The organism is Acinetobacter sp. A2, from assembly GCF_048537555.1.
Taxonomy (GTDB): Bacteria; Pseudomonadota; Gammaproteobacteria; order Pseudomonadales; family Moraxellaceae; genus Acinetobacter.
The window spans coordinates 844,547-858,979 of sequence record NZ_CP183239.1 but is presented as its reverse complement, the minus strand read 5'-3'; the positions used below and the strand labels follow the sequence as shown (position 1 = coordinate 858,979).

Genomic DNA, 14,433 nt, shown 5'->3' with positions numbered 1-14,433 from the left:
GTCACTATTCTGACTACAAACCCATACTGAGCGTATAGGAAAATTGTAGTCTAGGCTCAGTTTCCGCAATCACTCGCCCTTGTCGATCTTCCAATTTTTCACCTGCGCCAATGCCAACACTAAAGCTACTGATGCGTTCAGGGCTCAGTAATACATAAGCCAGATCAATGCCTGCACCTAAACGCGCTTTTTCTTCACCATCCACCCATTTAGATTCTAGGTGTCCTGCGTAAGCGCCAATATAATAACCATTTTTGTCTTTACCTGTGAGGTGATATGGGTAACGAAAACCTGTTTGCCCACCGACTTCATGGTCACCATTTAAAAAAGCCCCCGCTTTTAGATAGGCAATGCCATAAGGATTGACCCATTCACCATTCAAATGCAGTAATTTTTGGGTAATACCCGCCCCTACATTCCAGGTTTTTGCGCTATCTGCGCTAATTTTTGCTTCAGGTAAAAAAGTAGTGTTCCCAGCAAAGCTAAAACTTGAAAAGGCAAGTAATGCCACGAAAGAATAGACTTTTGTCATTATTGTCACCAGTGTCCATTTGTTTTAATTTTAAAAACAGTCCTGTTTTCGTGTTTTGACTCTAGCAGAATTGTCAGGATTCTTATATACAGCAAATTACAATTTTGATGTCGCTAAAGTCAAAAATTAAGATTGCGCCCATCTTCTAGGTTAAATCGGGCAATTCAGTCAAACATGGTTACTCAAAATTGCCAATAGATGCGTTAGAATAGTCCAAATTCGTTCTCCCTCATTTTTGTTAAGCCAATTTTTGTATGAAACAACACTATCCGTTAAAAAATGCTCAGCAAGAGAAGCGTATTTTTCGCAATCGCATCTTTTTTTCGGTGGGTGTTGTGGTTTTTTTCTTGCTGCTGTTGGTGGCTCGTTATGCCTTTTTACAAATTAGCGGCTACGATGAATTTGCGACTGCATCAGATAAAAACCGAATTCGGCTACAACCACTCGCACCTGCACGTGGTTATATTTATGACCGCAATGGTGTGTTATTGGCAGATAACTACCCTGTGTTCTCAGCCACTTTAAGCCGTGCAGATGTTGAAGATATTGACGATACCATTGCGCGACTGACACCTGTTTTACAACTGACAGAAGAAGATATAGATCGCTTTAAAAGTCGGATTAAAACTTCACGTAAAACTGAACGTGTATCGATCAAGCTGAATTTAAATGAATCCGATATTGCCCGCTTTAGTGAAGTGAAGTTTCAATTCCCAGGGGTCAATATTGAAACTCAAATGACGCGTTACTACCCACATGGCGAGCTATTTGCGCATGTGATTGGTTATGTCGGGCGTATTAATGATAAAGAACTGAAAGAAATTGATAAGGATGCTTATGCAGGCACCAACCTGATTGGCAAAATTGGGGTGGAAAAATCTTATGAGCATTTGCTGCACGGAGTTCCAGGCAATGAATCTGTAGAAGCCGATGCACACGGGAATGTACTGCGCAATTTAGGACGCAAAGACCCTGTACGTGGCAATGATTTGTTTTTGTCATTGGATTATGGCTTGCAAGTGGTCGCCTCTGAACAACTGGCAGAACGCCGTGGTGCAATTGTGGCACTTGACCCACGTACAGGTGAAATTTTAGCTTTAGTCTCTAGCCCAAGTTTTAACCCCAATTTATTTGTCACAGGCATCAGTCATACTGACTACTCTGCCCTGCGTGATAATTTAGATCAGCCACTGTATAACCGTGCAGTACAAGGGGTTTATCCACCTGGTTCGACCATTAAGCCCATGTTTGGCCTTGGTGGTATTCACTATGGTTATGTCGACTGGAAAACTGCCATTCAAGATTATGGCTATTTTACTTTACCGGGTGACAGCCACCGTTTCCGTGACCATAAAAAATCTGGACATGGCATTGTCGATATGCATAAAGCCCAAGTCGTGTCCTGCGATACATATTTCTATGTACTGTCCTATCGTATGGGCATTGAAAAAATGAACGATTGGATGCGTCAGTTTGGCTTTAGTGAAAAAACTGGAGTAGACCTACCAAGTGAAAGCACAGGCTTGTATCCAAACCCTGATTGGAAAATGCGTACTCGTAAAGCCAAGTGGATGAAAGGTGAAACCATTTCCGTCAGCATTGGACAAGGCGCCTTCACTTCTACCCCTTTACAATTGGCGATGGCCACCGCCATCACCGCCAACAAAGGCTTTAAAGTTACACCACACGTACTACGTGAAAGCCGTGGTGCAAAACCTTTTAAAGTTCACAATGGCACCAACGGTAAAATTGACTTTAATGGTACTGAAGAAGACTGGATTAAAATGCGTGAAGCTATGGTTGATGTGATTCAATCAGGCACAGGTAAAGGAATCAAAAGTGGTTTGCAATATTCTGTTGCAGGCAAAACAGGAACAGCACAGGTTAAAAGTATTGCACAGGGCAAACGCTATAATGAAGCATTGCTGACAGATCGTCAGCTTGACCATGGTTTGTTTGTCGGCTTTGCCCCTGCGGAAAACCCTGAGATTGCTATTGCAATTATTCTTGAAAATGGCCGTGGTGGTTCTGCAGCAACAGCCTTGGCGCGCCCAATTTTAGATTACTGGTTACTCAATAAAGATAAAAAGCCTATTCGCCCTTCTGCTGCACAAGTCAGCGGTGGTTTAATGACCGCAGGTTTAAAACCGAGTGAATTGCCAAGTGGTGAAGTGACATCAACAGTTGTGCCATCTGCAAACACAGCCAATACAGCAACAGCACCTGCTGCAACAACTCACTCATCTACAAATCCGAGTTCAACTATAGTTCAGCCTCAGCCAGTGGTGCCAAATCCAGCAGCTACAACTTCAACATCTCCAGCAACCCCCGTAGAGAGTGATTAAATTATGAAAAATCAACTGCGTATCATTGGTGGAGAATGGAAACGTCGCCAATTGGCATTTGCCTCGATTGAAGGACTACGCCCGACCCCTGACCGTGTGCGAGAAACCTTATTTAACTGGCTGATGTGGGATGTGCAAAATAGTAAAGTTTTAGACCTTTGCGCAGGTTCAGGTGCTTTAGCCTTTGAAGCACTTTCACGTGGTGCAGCACAAGTAGTGATGATTGAGCCAAATCGTACGCAGGCTGAATTTCTACAACAGAATTTAGAGTTGTTACGTGTGACTAAAGCTCAAGCTCAACTCAAAGTCAGTACAGCACAACAAGCCTTAAACTCACTTAAAGGTCAGTTTGATTTGGTCTTTTTAGACCCTCCGTATAGTCTAGATTTATGGGAGGAGTTGTCGCATTTAAGTGATCCGCTCACTGCAGAAAATGCTTTGATTTATGTTGAAGCAGATTGTGATTTAAACACATTAAAACTGCCAAATAGCTGGCAAAAAATAAAAGATACCAAAGCAGGTACAGTTCGTGCAGGCTTATATAGAAAGACTACGGCTTAAATTGGCGCTAAATTTATCGTTTATACGTTTCTTTCACCATATACATTCAATAGTATTTTTAAGCGTATGCGTACCACTAACGAGCCTTTAACACTTAGATGAGTATCCTTATGACTTGGTTACTGTTTATCTTAGGCGCAATCATTGCTGGTTTTATTCAAGGCTTGACTGGCTTTGCATTTGCCTTGGTGGCAATGTCATTTTGGGTTTGGGTACTCGCACCACAATTGGCTGCGCCCTTGGTGGTGTTTGCCTCCGTGTGGAGCCATTTAATTTCACTGTATAATGAACAACCACATCAACTCAGCAAACAGCTGATTTTGCCTTATCTCATTGCAGGTTTTATTGGTGTCCCTTTGGGGACTTATTTGCTGAATGTACTCAATGCCGAAACCTTTAAAATAATTTTAGGCTTATTTTTAGTATTGTGGTGCCCGATTATGCTGCTTAACCCTCAAATTCCAGCCATTCAACGCTCAGGAAAAATTGCCGATAGCACTATTGGTTTTATTGGCGGTATTTTAGGCGGTTTAGGTGGATTTTGCGGTTCGGTACCTTCTGCATGGGTCATGCTAAAAAATCTTAGCAAAGAACAACAACGCTATATTCTGCGGCACTTTAACTTTGCCATTCAGCTTTTTACACTGTTGGCTTATGCCATACAGGGTCACTTAGACACAACACAATTGCCCTACATGGCAGTAATTATCATCAGTGTGAGCCTGCCAGCAATTTTAGGTGCAAAATTATTTTATAAAATTTCTGAGAAGCAATTTAAACAAATTGTGCTGAGCTTGTTATTTGCTTCAGGCTGTTTTCTTTTACTCACCACTGTATAGATACAAATACCACAATCGCAACAATTTCTGCTTTTCAAATCCGCTTAAATATGTAATATTATAACATTGCAATAAGGGGTGTTTTAAAACGTATGAAAGTTCGTTCTTCATTAAAAAGTGCAAAGTCACGCGGTGATTGCCAAATTGTAAAACGTCGTGGCAAATTATTTGTGATCTGCAAATCCAACCCACGCTTTAAAGCAAGACAGGGCTAATGCCCTGTCTTTTCAATTGAGACATTCAATTTGAATGTTGATACCATCGCTTACTCTGAATAGTAACGTGTATCCACACTAAAGTTCTCAGGAAATTTAGCTTCAATTTGTGCATAAAATGCCATAATTTCAGCCATATCCTTTTCATAATCACCCGTAGGAAAAACAATTTTACCTATACCTGTTTTCTTTTTTGCATAGTCCATATATGCCAAGGCAATAGGTACACCTGCATTTACAGCCACGTGATAAAACCCTGTTTTCCATTGTTCCTGACGCGCACGCGTTGCCTCTGGCGTGACCAACATGACCAATTTCGGATGGGTCTTAAATAAATCCGTCATTAACTGCACCATACTTGGACGTGCTTCACCAGGTGCTTTAGGACGACGATCTATACCAATTCCACCCATGGCACGAACAAAAGGGCCAAATGGTAATTTCATATAGCTGTCTTTAATGGTAAGACGAACATTAACACCTAAAGCCTTAAGCCCCAAACGTGCATAGAGGGCATCCCAATTACTGGTATGCGGTGCGGCAATCATGACATATTGGTCTAATTCCAACGGACAATGATTATCAATTTCCCAACCCATTAAATTTAGGCTTCGCTCAGCTAATTTTTCAAACACAACCACATACCCCAAATAAAGTGGACGAATTTTAGCAACTGCTGACCAAGATAAAAGTAGCAATTGAATAATAAATAGACAATTACTATATAAATGTACAAAAAAATGATGCATTTGAGATGAACGACCAGTTCTTCGCAAAGTTATTCAATTTATTGACTTGTTCCCTGCAAAATTAAACTTCAGGTCACAATATGCAGTATGATCATCAGCACCATAAAACCTAGACATTTTGAGGGATATAACAAGGTGTATAAAGTCACTGCGGCATCTAACTTGTTATAAGTTGCAACAAATCTGCTGAAAAAATGTCGTGAATCGGCTTTTCAGACTAGACATGAACGTTTAAGGTGACAACAAGACAGCTCTGAATCTCTAGCTTGTATGCTAAATCGTTATCATCTCACATTGACCACCCTCACCCTGCTGCTATCTGCCTGTGGTCAAACAGAAAAACATCAGGAAAATCAGGCAGCATTTTCACCTGAAAACCAAATTTTACCTAAAGCTCAAGTCCTAACTAAAACTGAAACTGCTGCATCTAGCACTGAAACGATTGGGCAATGGGCGGGTGATTTTAAAGCCCTGCTACCTTGTGAACGCTGCGAGCAACATGTGATTCATTTACGCTTGAATGAAGATCAAAGCTTTCAACTCAATGAAGTACAACGTTTTAAGCAGCGCAGTCGTGAAAACAATGTGACAGGACACATTCAGGCCGTCACACCCAAAATAACATCATCAAATCAAGAACCATCCGCTAGTACCGCAGATCAATGGTTACTACAAACGCAGAATGGTCGCACGTATGCGACTATACAATTGACTGCTTATGGCTTGGAGCTGCACTTACAGCAGCAACAATCACAACACGCTGCAAAAAAAGTTCTTCTACACCCTGTAGAAAATATGCAAGTTAGCAATGCCCTGAAGCATGTAGATATTCAAGCTGAGCAGGTGCAAAGCGTTGCCATTAAAGAATTGAATGATCCTGTGATTACACATGATTATTTTCTAACAATTCACAACCAATCCGATCAGACGCTTAAGCTCAATGCCAGTGATTTGATTTTAGTAGATCAACAGTACCATGAATACGCAGCAGTGATTGAACCTGAATTTTTATTGCCTATTCCTGCACAACAAAAACAGTGGATTAAAGTATCTTTTCATTACCCTGCTTCTGTACAGGCAGATGTGATCAAAATTAAATAAGCAAAACTTTGATTCATTAAAATTTTATTCAAAAATAGCTTCATCACTTTTTAACAGCCATAAAAAAACCCTGCTTACGCAGGGTTTTCTTTTAAACCATTCAGCGATTACGCGTTGAATTGGTTCATAGTGTTTTTAGCTTCGTCCGCAGCTTTAAGTGCGTTGTCACCAGAGAAGATTTCTTTGTGATCGTCACCGATGTCAGAACCAGCCATTGCTTGGTGTTTAACGCAAGAGATACCACCACGGATTTCTTTACGTTGTACGCCAGCAACATAAGCCAACATACCTTCAGAACCGAAGTAACCTTCTGCAAGCTCATGAGTAGAAAGCGCAGCAGTGTGGTAAGTCGGAAGTGTGATCAAGTGGTGGAACACACCTGCTTCACGAGAAGCATCTGCTTGGAATGTACGAACTTTTTCATCAGCATCAGCTGCTAATTCAGTGTTGTCGTACTCAGCGCTCATTAATTTAGCACGGTCGTAAGCAGAAACGTCTTTACCTTCAGCAACCCAACGGTCGTAAGCTTGTTGACGGAAGTTTAAAGTCCAGTTGAACGATGGAGAGTTGTTATAAACAAGCTTCGCATTTGGAACAACTTCTTTCACACGGTTAACCATGTGTGCAATTTCTTCTACGTTTGGAGTCGCAGTTTCGATCCAAAGAAGGTCAGCACCGTTTTGTAAGCTAGTTACACAGTCAAGTACAACGCGGTCAATTTGAGTGCCTTCACGGAATTGATACAAGCCAGAAGCTAAACGCTTAGGACGGTGTAATTTACCATCACGCTTGATCAGAATTTCGTCTTCTTTCGCTTCAGAGATGTCAATTTCTTGAGTGTCTAAGTAGCTGATGTATTGAGAAGCGATGTCGCCTGGCTCTTTAACCACTGGGATTTTTTGAGTCAAGTCAGCGCCTTCAGAGTCAGTACGTGCAACGATAATACCGTCGTCAAGACCCATTTCTAAGAACGCATAACGTAAAGCGTGGATTTTAGCGATGAAGTCTTCGTGTGGAACAGTTACTTTACCAGCTTGGTGACCACATTGTTTAGCGTCAGAAACTTGGTTTTCGATTTGTAGAGCACAAGCACCCGCTTCGATCATTTTCTTAGCAAGTAAGTAAGTTGCTTCTTCGTTACCGAAACCAGCGTCGATGTCCGCAATGATTGGCACAACGTGAGTTTCAAAGTTGTCAATTTGTGCTGTGATTTCAGCAGCTTTAGCAGTGTCACCAGCGTCTTGTGCTTTTTTAAGTGCACGGAACAAATCGTTTAATTCTTTTGCGTCAGCTTGACGTAAGAAAGTGTAGATTTCTTCGATCAATGCAGGAACAGAAGTTTTTTCGTGCATAGATTGGTCAGGAAGAGGACCGAATTCTGAACGAAGTGCAGCAACCATCCAACCAGAAAGGTAGATATAACGGCGCTCAGTAGTACCGAAGTATTTTTTGTTCGCAATCATTTTTTGTTGCGCAACAAAACCGTGCCAGCAACCTAAAGATTGAGTGTATTTGCTTGAATCAGCATCATAAGCAGCCATATCACGACGCATAATCGCAGCTGTATATTTAGCAATGTCTAAACCAGTTTTGAAACGGTTTTGCATTTGCATACGCGCAGCATCTTCAGGACTGATGTCTGCCCAAGTGTTGCCGAATTTTGCTTTTAATTCGCGGATTGCATCAATCGCTGTTTGGTATGTAGACATGATATTTTACCCTGTAATATTATTTAGGATTTATCAATCGAAGGCTAAATCGCGCTTATGCTTGATTGCTCAGATTTAGAGCACTTCGTTACGATGAATACAGAGTAGATTGACTGAATGAATTAATCCAATATTCTCGTGTAATTCTCGGTATTTTTTAAAAAAATGTATAGATCAAAGTCTTACTCTGACAAGCTCACAAAAAACTAAACCATTGTTTTAAATTGTATTAATTTTAAAAAACCATAAATATCTTTGCTTACAAATTCATCTTTTTGAAGATAATTTATTCATTAGACTTAAGTCTTGCGTTTCTAAAAAAATACTTGCATTGGCCATTTCTGCCATTTTTTAGATAAAATTTGATGATATTCAATTCAATACAACTGCATAGATTTCACTCAAAAGCTTTGTTTTATTATCAGTTTTGCCAATGCTTATTGGCATACACGCTTTTAAAATACTGCAATTAGAAAAGTAATGCGCTTGTACACATATTTCATTCAGAAATAGTCAGGACTTTGGCTGTTTTTATTGCCATTTTTTGCTGTTTATCTCGTCGTTTTTTTCATCATAATTTCTACACAAGCCATACAGCTTATGGCATAATCCCTATAATTTATTGATTTTATTTTCGGTATTTATTTTATGAATCTGGAGCGGGTTGATCTTAATCTATTAATTTATCTTGATGTCTTACTTCGTGAAAAAAATGTAACACGTGCTGCAGAACAATTAGGGGTCACCCAACCTGCCATGAGTAATATTTTACGTCGTTTACGCAATTTATTTAATGATCCCCTGCTAATTCGTTCTTCTGAAGGTATGACCCCTACCGAACGCGCGCTAGAACTACAACCGCGTATTCGTGATGCCTTGTCTGACCTTTCCATGATTCTGGAACCCCGTACCGAATTCCGCCCTTATACCTCTAATCGTGTTTTTCGGATTATGACATCCGACTATGCCGAAGCAACACTAGTACCGCGTTTGGTTAAAGCGTTACGTTCTGAAGCACCCAATGTTGTACTCGACTTTCTAACGCCTAGTGATGTGTCATACCGTGACATGGAACAAGGCAAAGTTGATTTGGCGATTAACCGTTTTAATGAAATTCCGCAAAGTTTTCATCAGGTTTTAGTCTGGCGTGACAGCTTCTCTTGCTTACTCAATCACAAACACCCTGCTGCCAATAATCTCAATTTAAAAAGTTATTTAGATGCTCAGCATATTTGGGTCTCTAAAACTGGTATGGGCGTTGGCTTTGGCGTAAATCCTGAAAAACAGGCTGGTTTAGGTTGGATTGACCAAGCATTAGAGCGTATTGGCCAAAAACGTAAAATTTCGGTATTTACCCGTCATTATCAAATGCCTGCTTTACTTGCCTCTAATGTCGATTTAGTTGCTACCCTGCCAACCCGAATCGCACGCTTACAAGCCAAAAGCCAAAATTTACTCATTAAAGACCCACCATTTTATATTCCAGAATTTGAATTGAAGATGGCATGGTGTCCATTGCTACATCATCACCCTGCGCACCGCTGGTTACGTCAACTGATTTTATATGTGGCACGTCAGATGATTGAGGAAGAAAATCGTGAGTTTTTAATGAATAACTCTCAATTTTCAGCCTATTAATTAAAAATTCACTGAACTTATTATTTGTAAAAGCTTATACTCAAATGAGGAATATTTCGGTATTCCTCAGCATTTTAAAAAGATTCAAATTTGTAATAGATACAATAATATAATCCACAGGTGGATTCGTGAGCCTCTTCCAGAATATCGTTATTATCTTAATACTCATTGTCGGAGCTGGTTTTTTATCCCTGACCGAAATTGCACTGGCAGGTGCGCGTAAAGTTAAATTAAAAATTTTAGCCGAATCTGGCGATGAACGTGCCCAAAAAGTATTAGACCTACAAGAAAACTCGGCTGACTTTTTTGCGGCCTCTCAAATTGGCTTAAATGCTGTTGCAATTTTAGGTGGTATTTTAGGTGAAGGTGCATTTCGTCCTTATTTCTACAACCTAGTCATGCGCTTTTATCAAGGGCCTTGGGCAGAAACCATCAGTTTTGCGCTTTCTTTTACCTTGGTCACATCGCTGTTTATTTTATTTGCCGACCTCATGCCTAAACGCTTGGCCATGATAGCCCCTGAGAAAATTGCGGTAGCGGTTATTAACCCCATTCAGATTTTTATTCGGGTCTGTAAACCTTTGGCATGGATGATCAATGCCATTGCCAATGTGCTGTTCCGTTTATTTAAAGTCAATACCACCCGTGAAGATAACATTACTTTTGATGATATTTCTGCGGTCATGGATGCAGGTGCGCAAGCTGGTGTTTTGCAGAAGCAAGAGCATCACTTTATTGAAAACGTGTTTGAACTAGAAGAGCGTAACGTGCCTTCAAGTATGACCACACGTGAAAATGTGGTGTTTTTTACCTTAAAGGAATCAGAAGCCAGTATTCGACAAAAACTTGCAGAATATCCCTATTCCAAATTTTTGGTGTGCAGTGAAAATATTGATGACGTGATTGGTTATGTGGATGCCAAAGACATTTTGGTCAGAATTCTAAACAATCAATCTTTACTACAACTGAATGAAAGCACCATCCGTAATGTTTTGACCATTCCAGATACCCTCACGCTTTCTGAAGTACTCGATCGTTTCCGCTCCACCAAAGAAAAATTTGCGGTGGTGATTAACGAGTATGCCTTGGTTGTCGGTGTGATTACCCTGTCGGATATTATGATTACCGTAATGGGCGATTGGGTGACACCCATTGAAGAAGACCAGCAAATTATTAAACGTGACAATAACTCATGGTTGATTGATGGCAGCACCCCAATTGAAGACATTAAACATGCGCTGCAAATTGATGAAATGCCCGATGATGAAAATTATGAAACTATTGCAGGTTTTATGATGTATAAATTGCGAAAAATTCCACGACCTGCAGATTCTGTATTATTTGATGGTTATAAATTTGAAGTGGTCGATGTCGATCATTTTAAAATTGACCAACTCTTGGTAACGCGCATTGTAGAACCTTTGGACAACGCAAATGCTGTAGCAACAGAAGAATAACTATGTGCTAAACACGACAATAAAAAAGCACCACATCGTAAATGATATAGTGCTTTTTTATTGGGAACGATCTAAATATTAGTATTGCTTAATCAATTCATCCAATACTGCATGATAATGAATTGCAATATCTTCAGCTAAGATTTTATAAACATTATCAAATTGCACCATCGGCCAGCCTTCTTTCCAGAATGGGAAAATATTGTGCAAATCATGGGTAACCGTTGCATCTTCACGCACAATTGCCTGTGCGATCTGTGCCAAGACTTGTGCTGTTTCCGCACCATCAATTGCTAAATAATCTATGCCACGTACTTTCAAAATACGTACACGGTCTTTTTTATAACGAATTTTCTTAGCTTGTGCATCGTTCAGTTGTAAAGCCAAACTAACTGCTTCAACAAACTTGCTTTCAAAAGACTGATTCAGTGCCACCAACGCAGCTTTATGCGCTTCTTGACGACCAGCTTTCCCACCATTACGGATAATCTCTTTTGCCTCTGTATCCAATTCATCACTTTTCATGGATTGTAAAATGTCGAGTATTTCGATATCACTTAATGATTCAGGAGATTGGTCAATCATGTACTGTCCTTAGACAAAAGAGCAAAATGCTATTTTCGCACAATTTCGACTAAAGCTCGACAGATTCCGCTGTAATAATTTTACTGCGATAACAGTAAAGTAAAAGTACATCGAACAGATCAGCAGTAATCTTAACGCCTTACAGTCATTGCTCATCTAAAAAACCTGAGATCAACAAATATAATGGCTCAAGCCTTTGAGCAAATTCTCTTGTAAATGTGCCGGTTCAACAATTTTTAGATGTGGAATCCAATACCTCACCAAAGGATATAGCTGCATTTCATGGCGGATTTGGCATGAAATGAGCAGCTCACCACACGGTTTTTCTTGAAGAATTTGTTGTTCTGGAAACAGTCGCCGCTGTTTAAAATATAAAGCAACTTCTGCATCTACCGATAAACGGATTTCCTGTTTGTCATGCCCAAACCAAATGCCCTCTTCATCTTCCAACTGCTGCAAAATTTCAGTCTGATGCTCAAAGTCTTGGGCGATATGCGTATGATCAACCTGTTCAATACGGCTTAAACGGTAGACCCTTAAAGTGTCTTGATCAACTGCAGCCAAATACCAATTGCCGTGATGATGGATTAAACGATATGGCAACACTTCTCTTAAGCTACCTTTATAGGCAAAGGCAACCGATTTCTTTTGCTGGATAGCTTGCGTCAAAACCTTAAAAGGTTCTGCGTATTGAGTGGTGTCTTCATAATGATAACCTTTGGCTGAAAACACCAAGTTTGCCCGATGATCCATTAACTCCCTTAAAAACAGGATGTCCAAAGAAGGATATAAATCACTGATGCCCGACAACTGAGCAAAGTTCTGAATATCCTGTAATTTAAAACGGCCTAAATAAGATGAATCTAAATAATAACGCTTGCTGCGCTGGTCTTGCAGCAGAGGCAAATATGCATTCAAACGGTCAAAATCACGCTCGATGGTTCGGGTACTGACCTGAAACTCTTCTGCCAACTCCTTGACACTTAATTGATGTCCTACATTTAATTTGGTTAAAATATTGGCAAGTCGATCTGCCAAACGCTCATGTGTTGAACTCACACATTTCATAACACCCTCTTTGTGCTTTTTTCTATAGCACTGTTTTTTATCACTATAACCGTATTAAAAATAATAAAGACTTTAATTTAAAATGAAAATTCAACTAAATATATAGATTAAAACGACCTCGTATTTTTAGCACCAATGAATAAAGACTGCCAATTTCTGTGAAAATTTAATATGAATTATCACGCTTATCAGCATCTAAACGTGCGTTATAACGCTCTAAATGTAGCATTGCACTATACACGCGATGTAAATCTCCTAAATTGATTTTCTTGCGAATAATGCTTTTGTGCAACCGTTTCAAAGCAGCAAAACTATGCTGAGTACTGTAAAAAGAAGGTAGAATTTTCATGATGTTGGCCCTCTGTTGTGCAATGTTAGGATGGTATGTTTTTAATCTTTATTTGTTTGGTTGGAATTAATATACATCGCATTTTCGACAGGTTGTGTCGGATGGTTCACCATTATTTTACTTTTTGGTAAATCTTAGAAAAATAGTATTAAATTTAGAAGAATCATAATGTAATTTTTATTGAAAAATCGTATCTAAATTTGTACGCATAAAAAAACTGACCCATGGTCAGTTTTTTTGAATGATGTACGAAAAGCCTTAAAGTACTTCTACAACAACCTTACCCACATGCTCACCTGTGTCCATTTCTGCATGGGCTTGCTGAATTTGATCAAACTTAAATGTTTTGTAGATCATTGGTAAGCATTCACCTTTTTCCAATAAAGGCCATACCGTCTCTTGTAAGCCTTTGGTGATTTCTGCTTTTTCTGCCGTGTTGCGCGCACGCATGGTTGAGCCTGTAATGGTCAAACGTTTCATCATAATTTGACCCAGCTTAACCTCTTTGGCTTTTGCACCACCTAAAAATGCGATACACACCAAGCGGCCATCACGACGTAATAAGTTTAAATTACGCTCTAAATACGGCGCACCGACAATATCTAAAATAATATCAACCCCAGCATTGTCTGTAGCAGCCTGAATTTCTTGCTCAAAGTCCTGAGTTTTATAGTTAATTGCTGTAGTGAGGTGTGAAATTGCCTGTACTTTTTCATCTGAACCCACTGTCGCAAAGGTTTTTAAACCGAGAGCATTACACAGCATTAATGCTGTTGTACCAATGCCACTGGTGCCACCATGAATAAGTGCTGTTTCGCCAGCTTTGGCTTTGCCCATTTGGAATACATTTGCCCACACAGTAAAAAATGTTTCAGGAATCGCTGCAGCCTGCACAAAACTCACGCCTGCAGGAATAGTCAAAGTTTGGCTTTCTGGTACTACACAATATTCTGCATAGCCGCCACCATTGGTTAAGCCACAAACACGATCACCCACTTTAAACTGGCTGACCTCTGCCCCTACAGCAACTACTTCACCTGCAACTTCCAAACCTGGAACAGGAGTTACTCCTTTCGGCATTGGGTACAACCCCTGACGCTGTAAAATATCTGGTCGATTCAAACCAAAAGCATGAACTTTCACTAAAACTTCATTGGCTTGCGCTGCTGGAATTGCCACGGTTTCATAGGCCAGTTTTTCTGGCCCACCTGGTTCTGTAATAATAATTTGCTGCATTGTGCTTGCGGTCATGACAAATCCCTGCTTGATTAATGGTTAAATGAAT

14 protein-coding genes are annotated in these 14,433 nt (G+C 40.0%); 7 read left to right on the top strand and 7 right to left on the bottom strand.

Features of this window, described 5'->3' with window-relative positions:
• Window positions 1–13 precede the first annotated feature (13 nt).
• Entirely contained in the window at window positions 14–532 is a 519-nt protein-coding gene (locus ACNS8M_RS04040; protein WP_004970721.1) for a hypothetical protein, read from the bottom strand.
• 254 nt (window positions 533–786) lie between these two features.
• Here ACNS8M_RS04040 and mrdA point away from each other — a divergent pair, with 254 nt between their 5' ends.
• The 4 genes from mrdA to ykgO all read left to right on the top strand — a co-directional run bounded on the left by mrdA (window position 787) and on the right by ykgO (window position 4,492).
• Complete coding sequence (gene mrdA, locus ACNS8M_RS04035) at window positions 787–2,877, top strand: penicillin-binding protein 2 (RefSeq protein ID WP_419225177.1); 2,091 nt, start codon at window positions 787–789, stop codon at window positions 2,875–2,877.
• Between the two features lie 3 nt (window positions 2,878–2,880).
• Window positions 2,881–3,438: a 16S rRNA (guanine(966)-N(2))-methyltransferase RsmD gene (gene rsmD, locus ACNS8M_RS04030; RefSeq protein ID WP_419225175.1), complete on the top strand. Its 558-nt coding sequence runs from the start codon at window positions 2,881–2,883 to the stop codon at window positions 3,436–3,438.
• Window positions 3,439–3,548: 110 nt separating this feature from the next.
• Entirely contained in the window at window positions 3,549–4,277 is a 729-nt protein-coding gene (locus ACNS8M_RS04025) for a sulfite exporter TauE/SafE family protein (protein ID WP_168417827.1), read from the top strand.
• A 92-nt stretch (window positions 4,278–4,369) separates the two neighbouring features.
• Complete coding sequence (ykgO, locus tag ACNS8M_RS04020) at window positions 4,370–4,492, top strand: type B 50S ribosomal protein L36 (protein ID WP_194557640.1); 123 nt, start codon at window positions 4,370–4,372, stop codon at window positions 4,490–4,492.
• Window positions 4,493–4,542: 50 nt separating this feature from the next.
• Here ykgO and ACNS8M_RS04015 read toward each other — a convergent pair whose 3' ends face one another.
• Window positions 4,543–5,127: a 1-acyl-sn-glycerol-3-phosphate acyltransferase gene (locus ACNS8M_RS04015; protein WP_419225174.1), complete on the bottom strand. Its 585-nt coding sequence runs from the start codon at window positions 5,125–5,127 to the stop codon at window positions 4,543–4,545.
• Between the two features lie 384 nt (window positions 5,128–5,511).
• Here ACNS8M_RS04015 and ACNS8M_RS04010 point away from each other — a divergent pair, with 384 nt between their 5' ends.
• Window positions 5,512–6,342, top strand: coding sequence for a hypothetical protein (locus tag ACNS8M_RS04010; protein ID WP_419225173.1), 831 nt, complete (start codon window positions 5,512–5,514; stop codon window positions 6,340–6,342).
• Between the two features lie 107 nt (window positions 6,343–6,449).
• Here ACNS8M_RS04010 and ACNS8M_RS04005 read toward each other — a convergent pair whose 3' ends face one another.
• Window positions 6,450–8,051 carry an isocitrate lyase gene (locus ACNS8M_RS04005; protein ID WP_168417830.1) on the bottom strand — a complete coding sequence of 534 codons (1,602 nt, stop codon included), beginning with the start codon at window positions 8,049–8,051 and terminating at the stop codon, window positions 6,450–6,452.
• 648 nt (window positions 8,052–8,699) lie between these two features.
• Between ACNS8M_RS04005 and ACNS8M_RS04000 the strand changes: the two genes are divergently transcribed.
• Together ACNS8M_RS04000 and ACNS8M_RS03995 are read left to right on the top strand one after the other, a co-directional pair.
• Window positions 8,700–9,689, top strand: coding sequence for a LysR family transcriptional regulator (locus ACNS8M_RS04000; RefSeq protein ID WP_168417831.1), 990 nt, complete (start codon window positions 8,700–8,702; stop codon window positions 9,687–9,689).
• 128 nt (window positions 9,690–9,817) lie between these two features.
• Window positions 9,818–11,146: a hemolysin family protein gene (locus ACNS8M_RS03995; protein ID WP_168460606.1), complete on the top strand. Its 1,329-nt coding sequence runs from the start codon at window positions 9,818–9,820 to the stop codon at window positions 11,144–11,146.
• 78 nt (window positions 11,147–11,224) lie between these two features.
• On the opposite strand, the gene ACNS8M_RS03990 is transcribed toward ACNS8M_RS03995, so the two are convergent.
• The 4 genes from ACNS8M_RS03990 to ACNS8M_RS03975 form a co-directional block, all read right to left on the bottom strand.
• On the bottom strand, window positions 11,225–11,731 hold the full coding sequence (locus ACNS8M_RS03990; protein ID WP_168417833.1) for a hypothetical protein: 507 nt from the start codon (window positions 11,729–11,731) through the stop codon (window positions 11,225–11,227).
• Window positions 11,732–11,902: 171 nt separating this feature from the next.
• Window positions 11,903–12,799 carry a helix-turn-helix transcriptional regulator gene (locus tag ACNS8M_RS03985; protein WP_419225172.1) on the bottom strand — a complete coding sequence of 299 codons (897 nt, stop codon included), beginning with the start codon at window positions 12,797–12,799 and terminating at the stop codon, window positions 11,903–11,905.
• A 166-nt stretch (window positions 12,800–12,965) separates the two neighbouring features.
• Complete coding sequence (locus ACNS8M_RS03980; protein ID WP_168417835.1) at window positions 12,966–13,148, bottom strand: hypothetical protein; 183 nt, start codon at window positions 13,146–13,148, stop codon at window positions 12,966–12,968.
• 258 nt (window positions 13,149–13,406) lie between these two features.
• Window positions 13,407–14,399: an NAD(P)H-quinone oxidoreductase gene (locus ACNS8M_RS03975; RefSeq protein WP_419225171.1), complete on the bottom strand. Its 993-nt coding sequence runs from the start codon at window positions 14,397–14,399 to the stop codon at window positions 13,407–13,409.
• Between the last annotated feature and the right edge of the window lie 34 nt (window positions 14,400–14,433).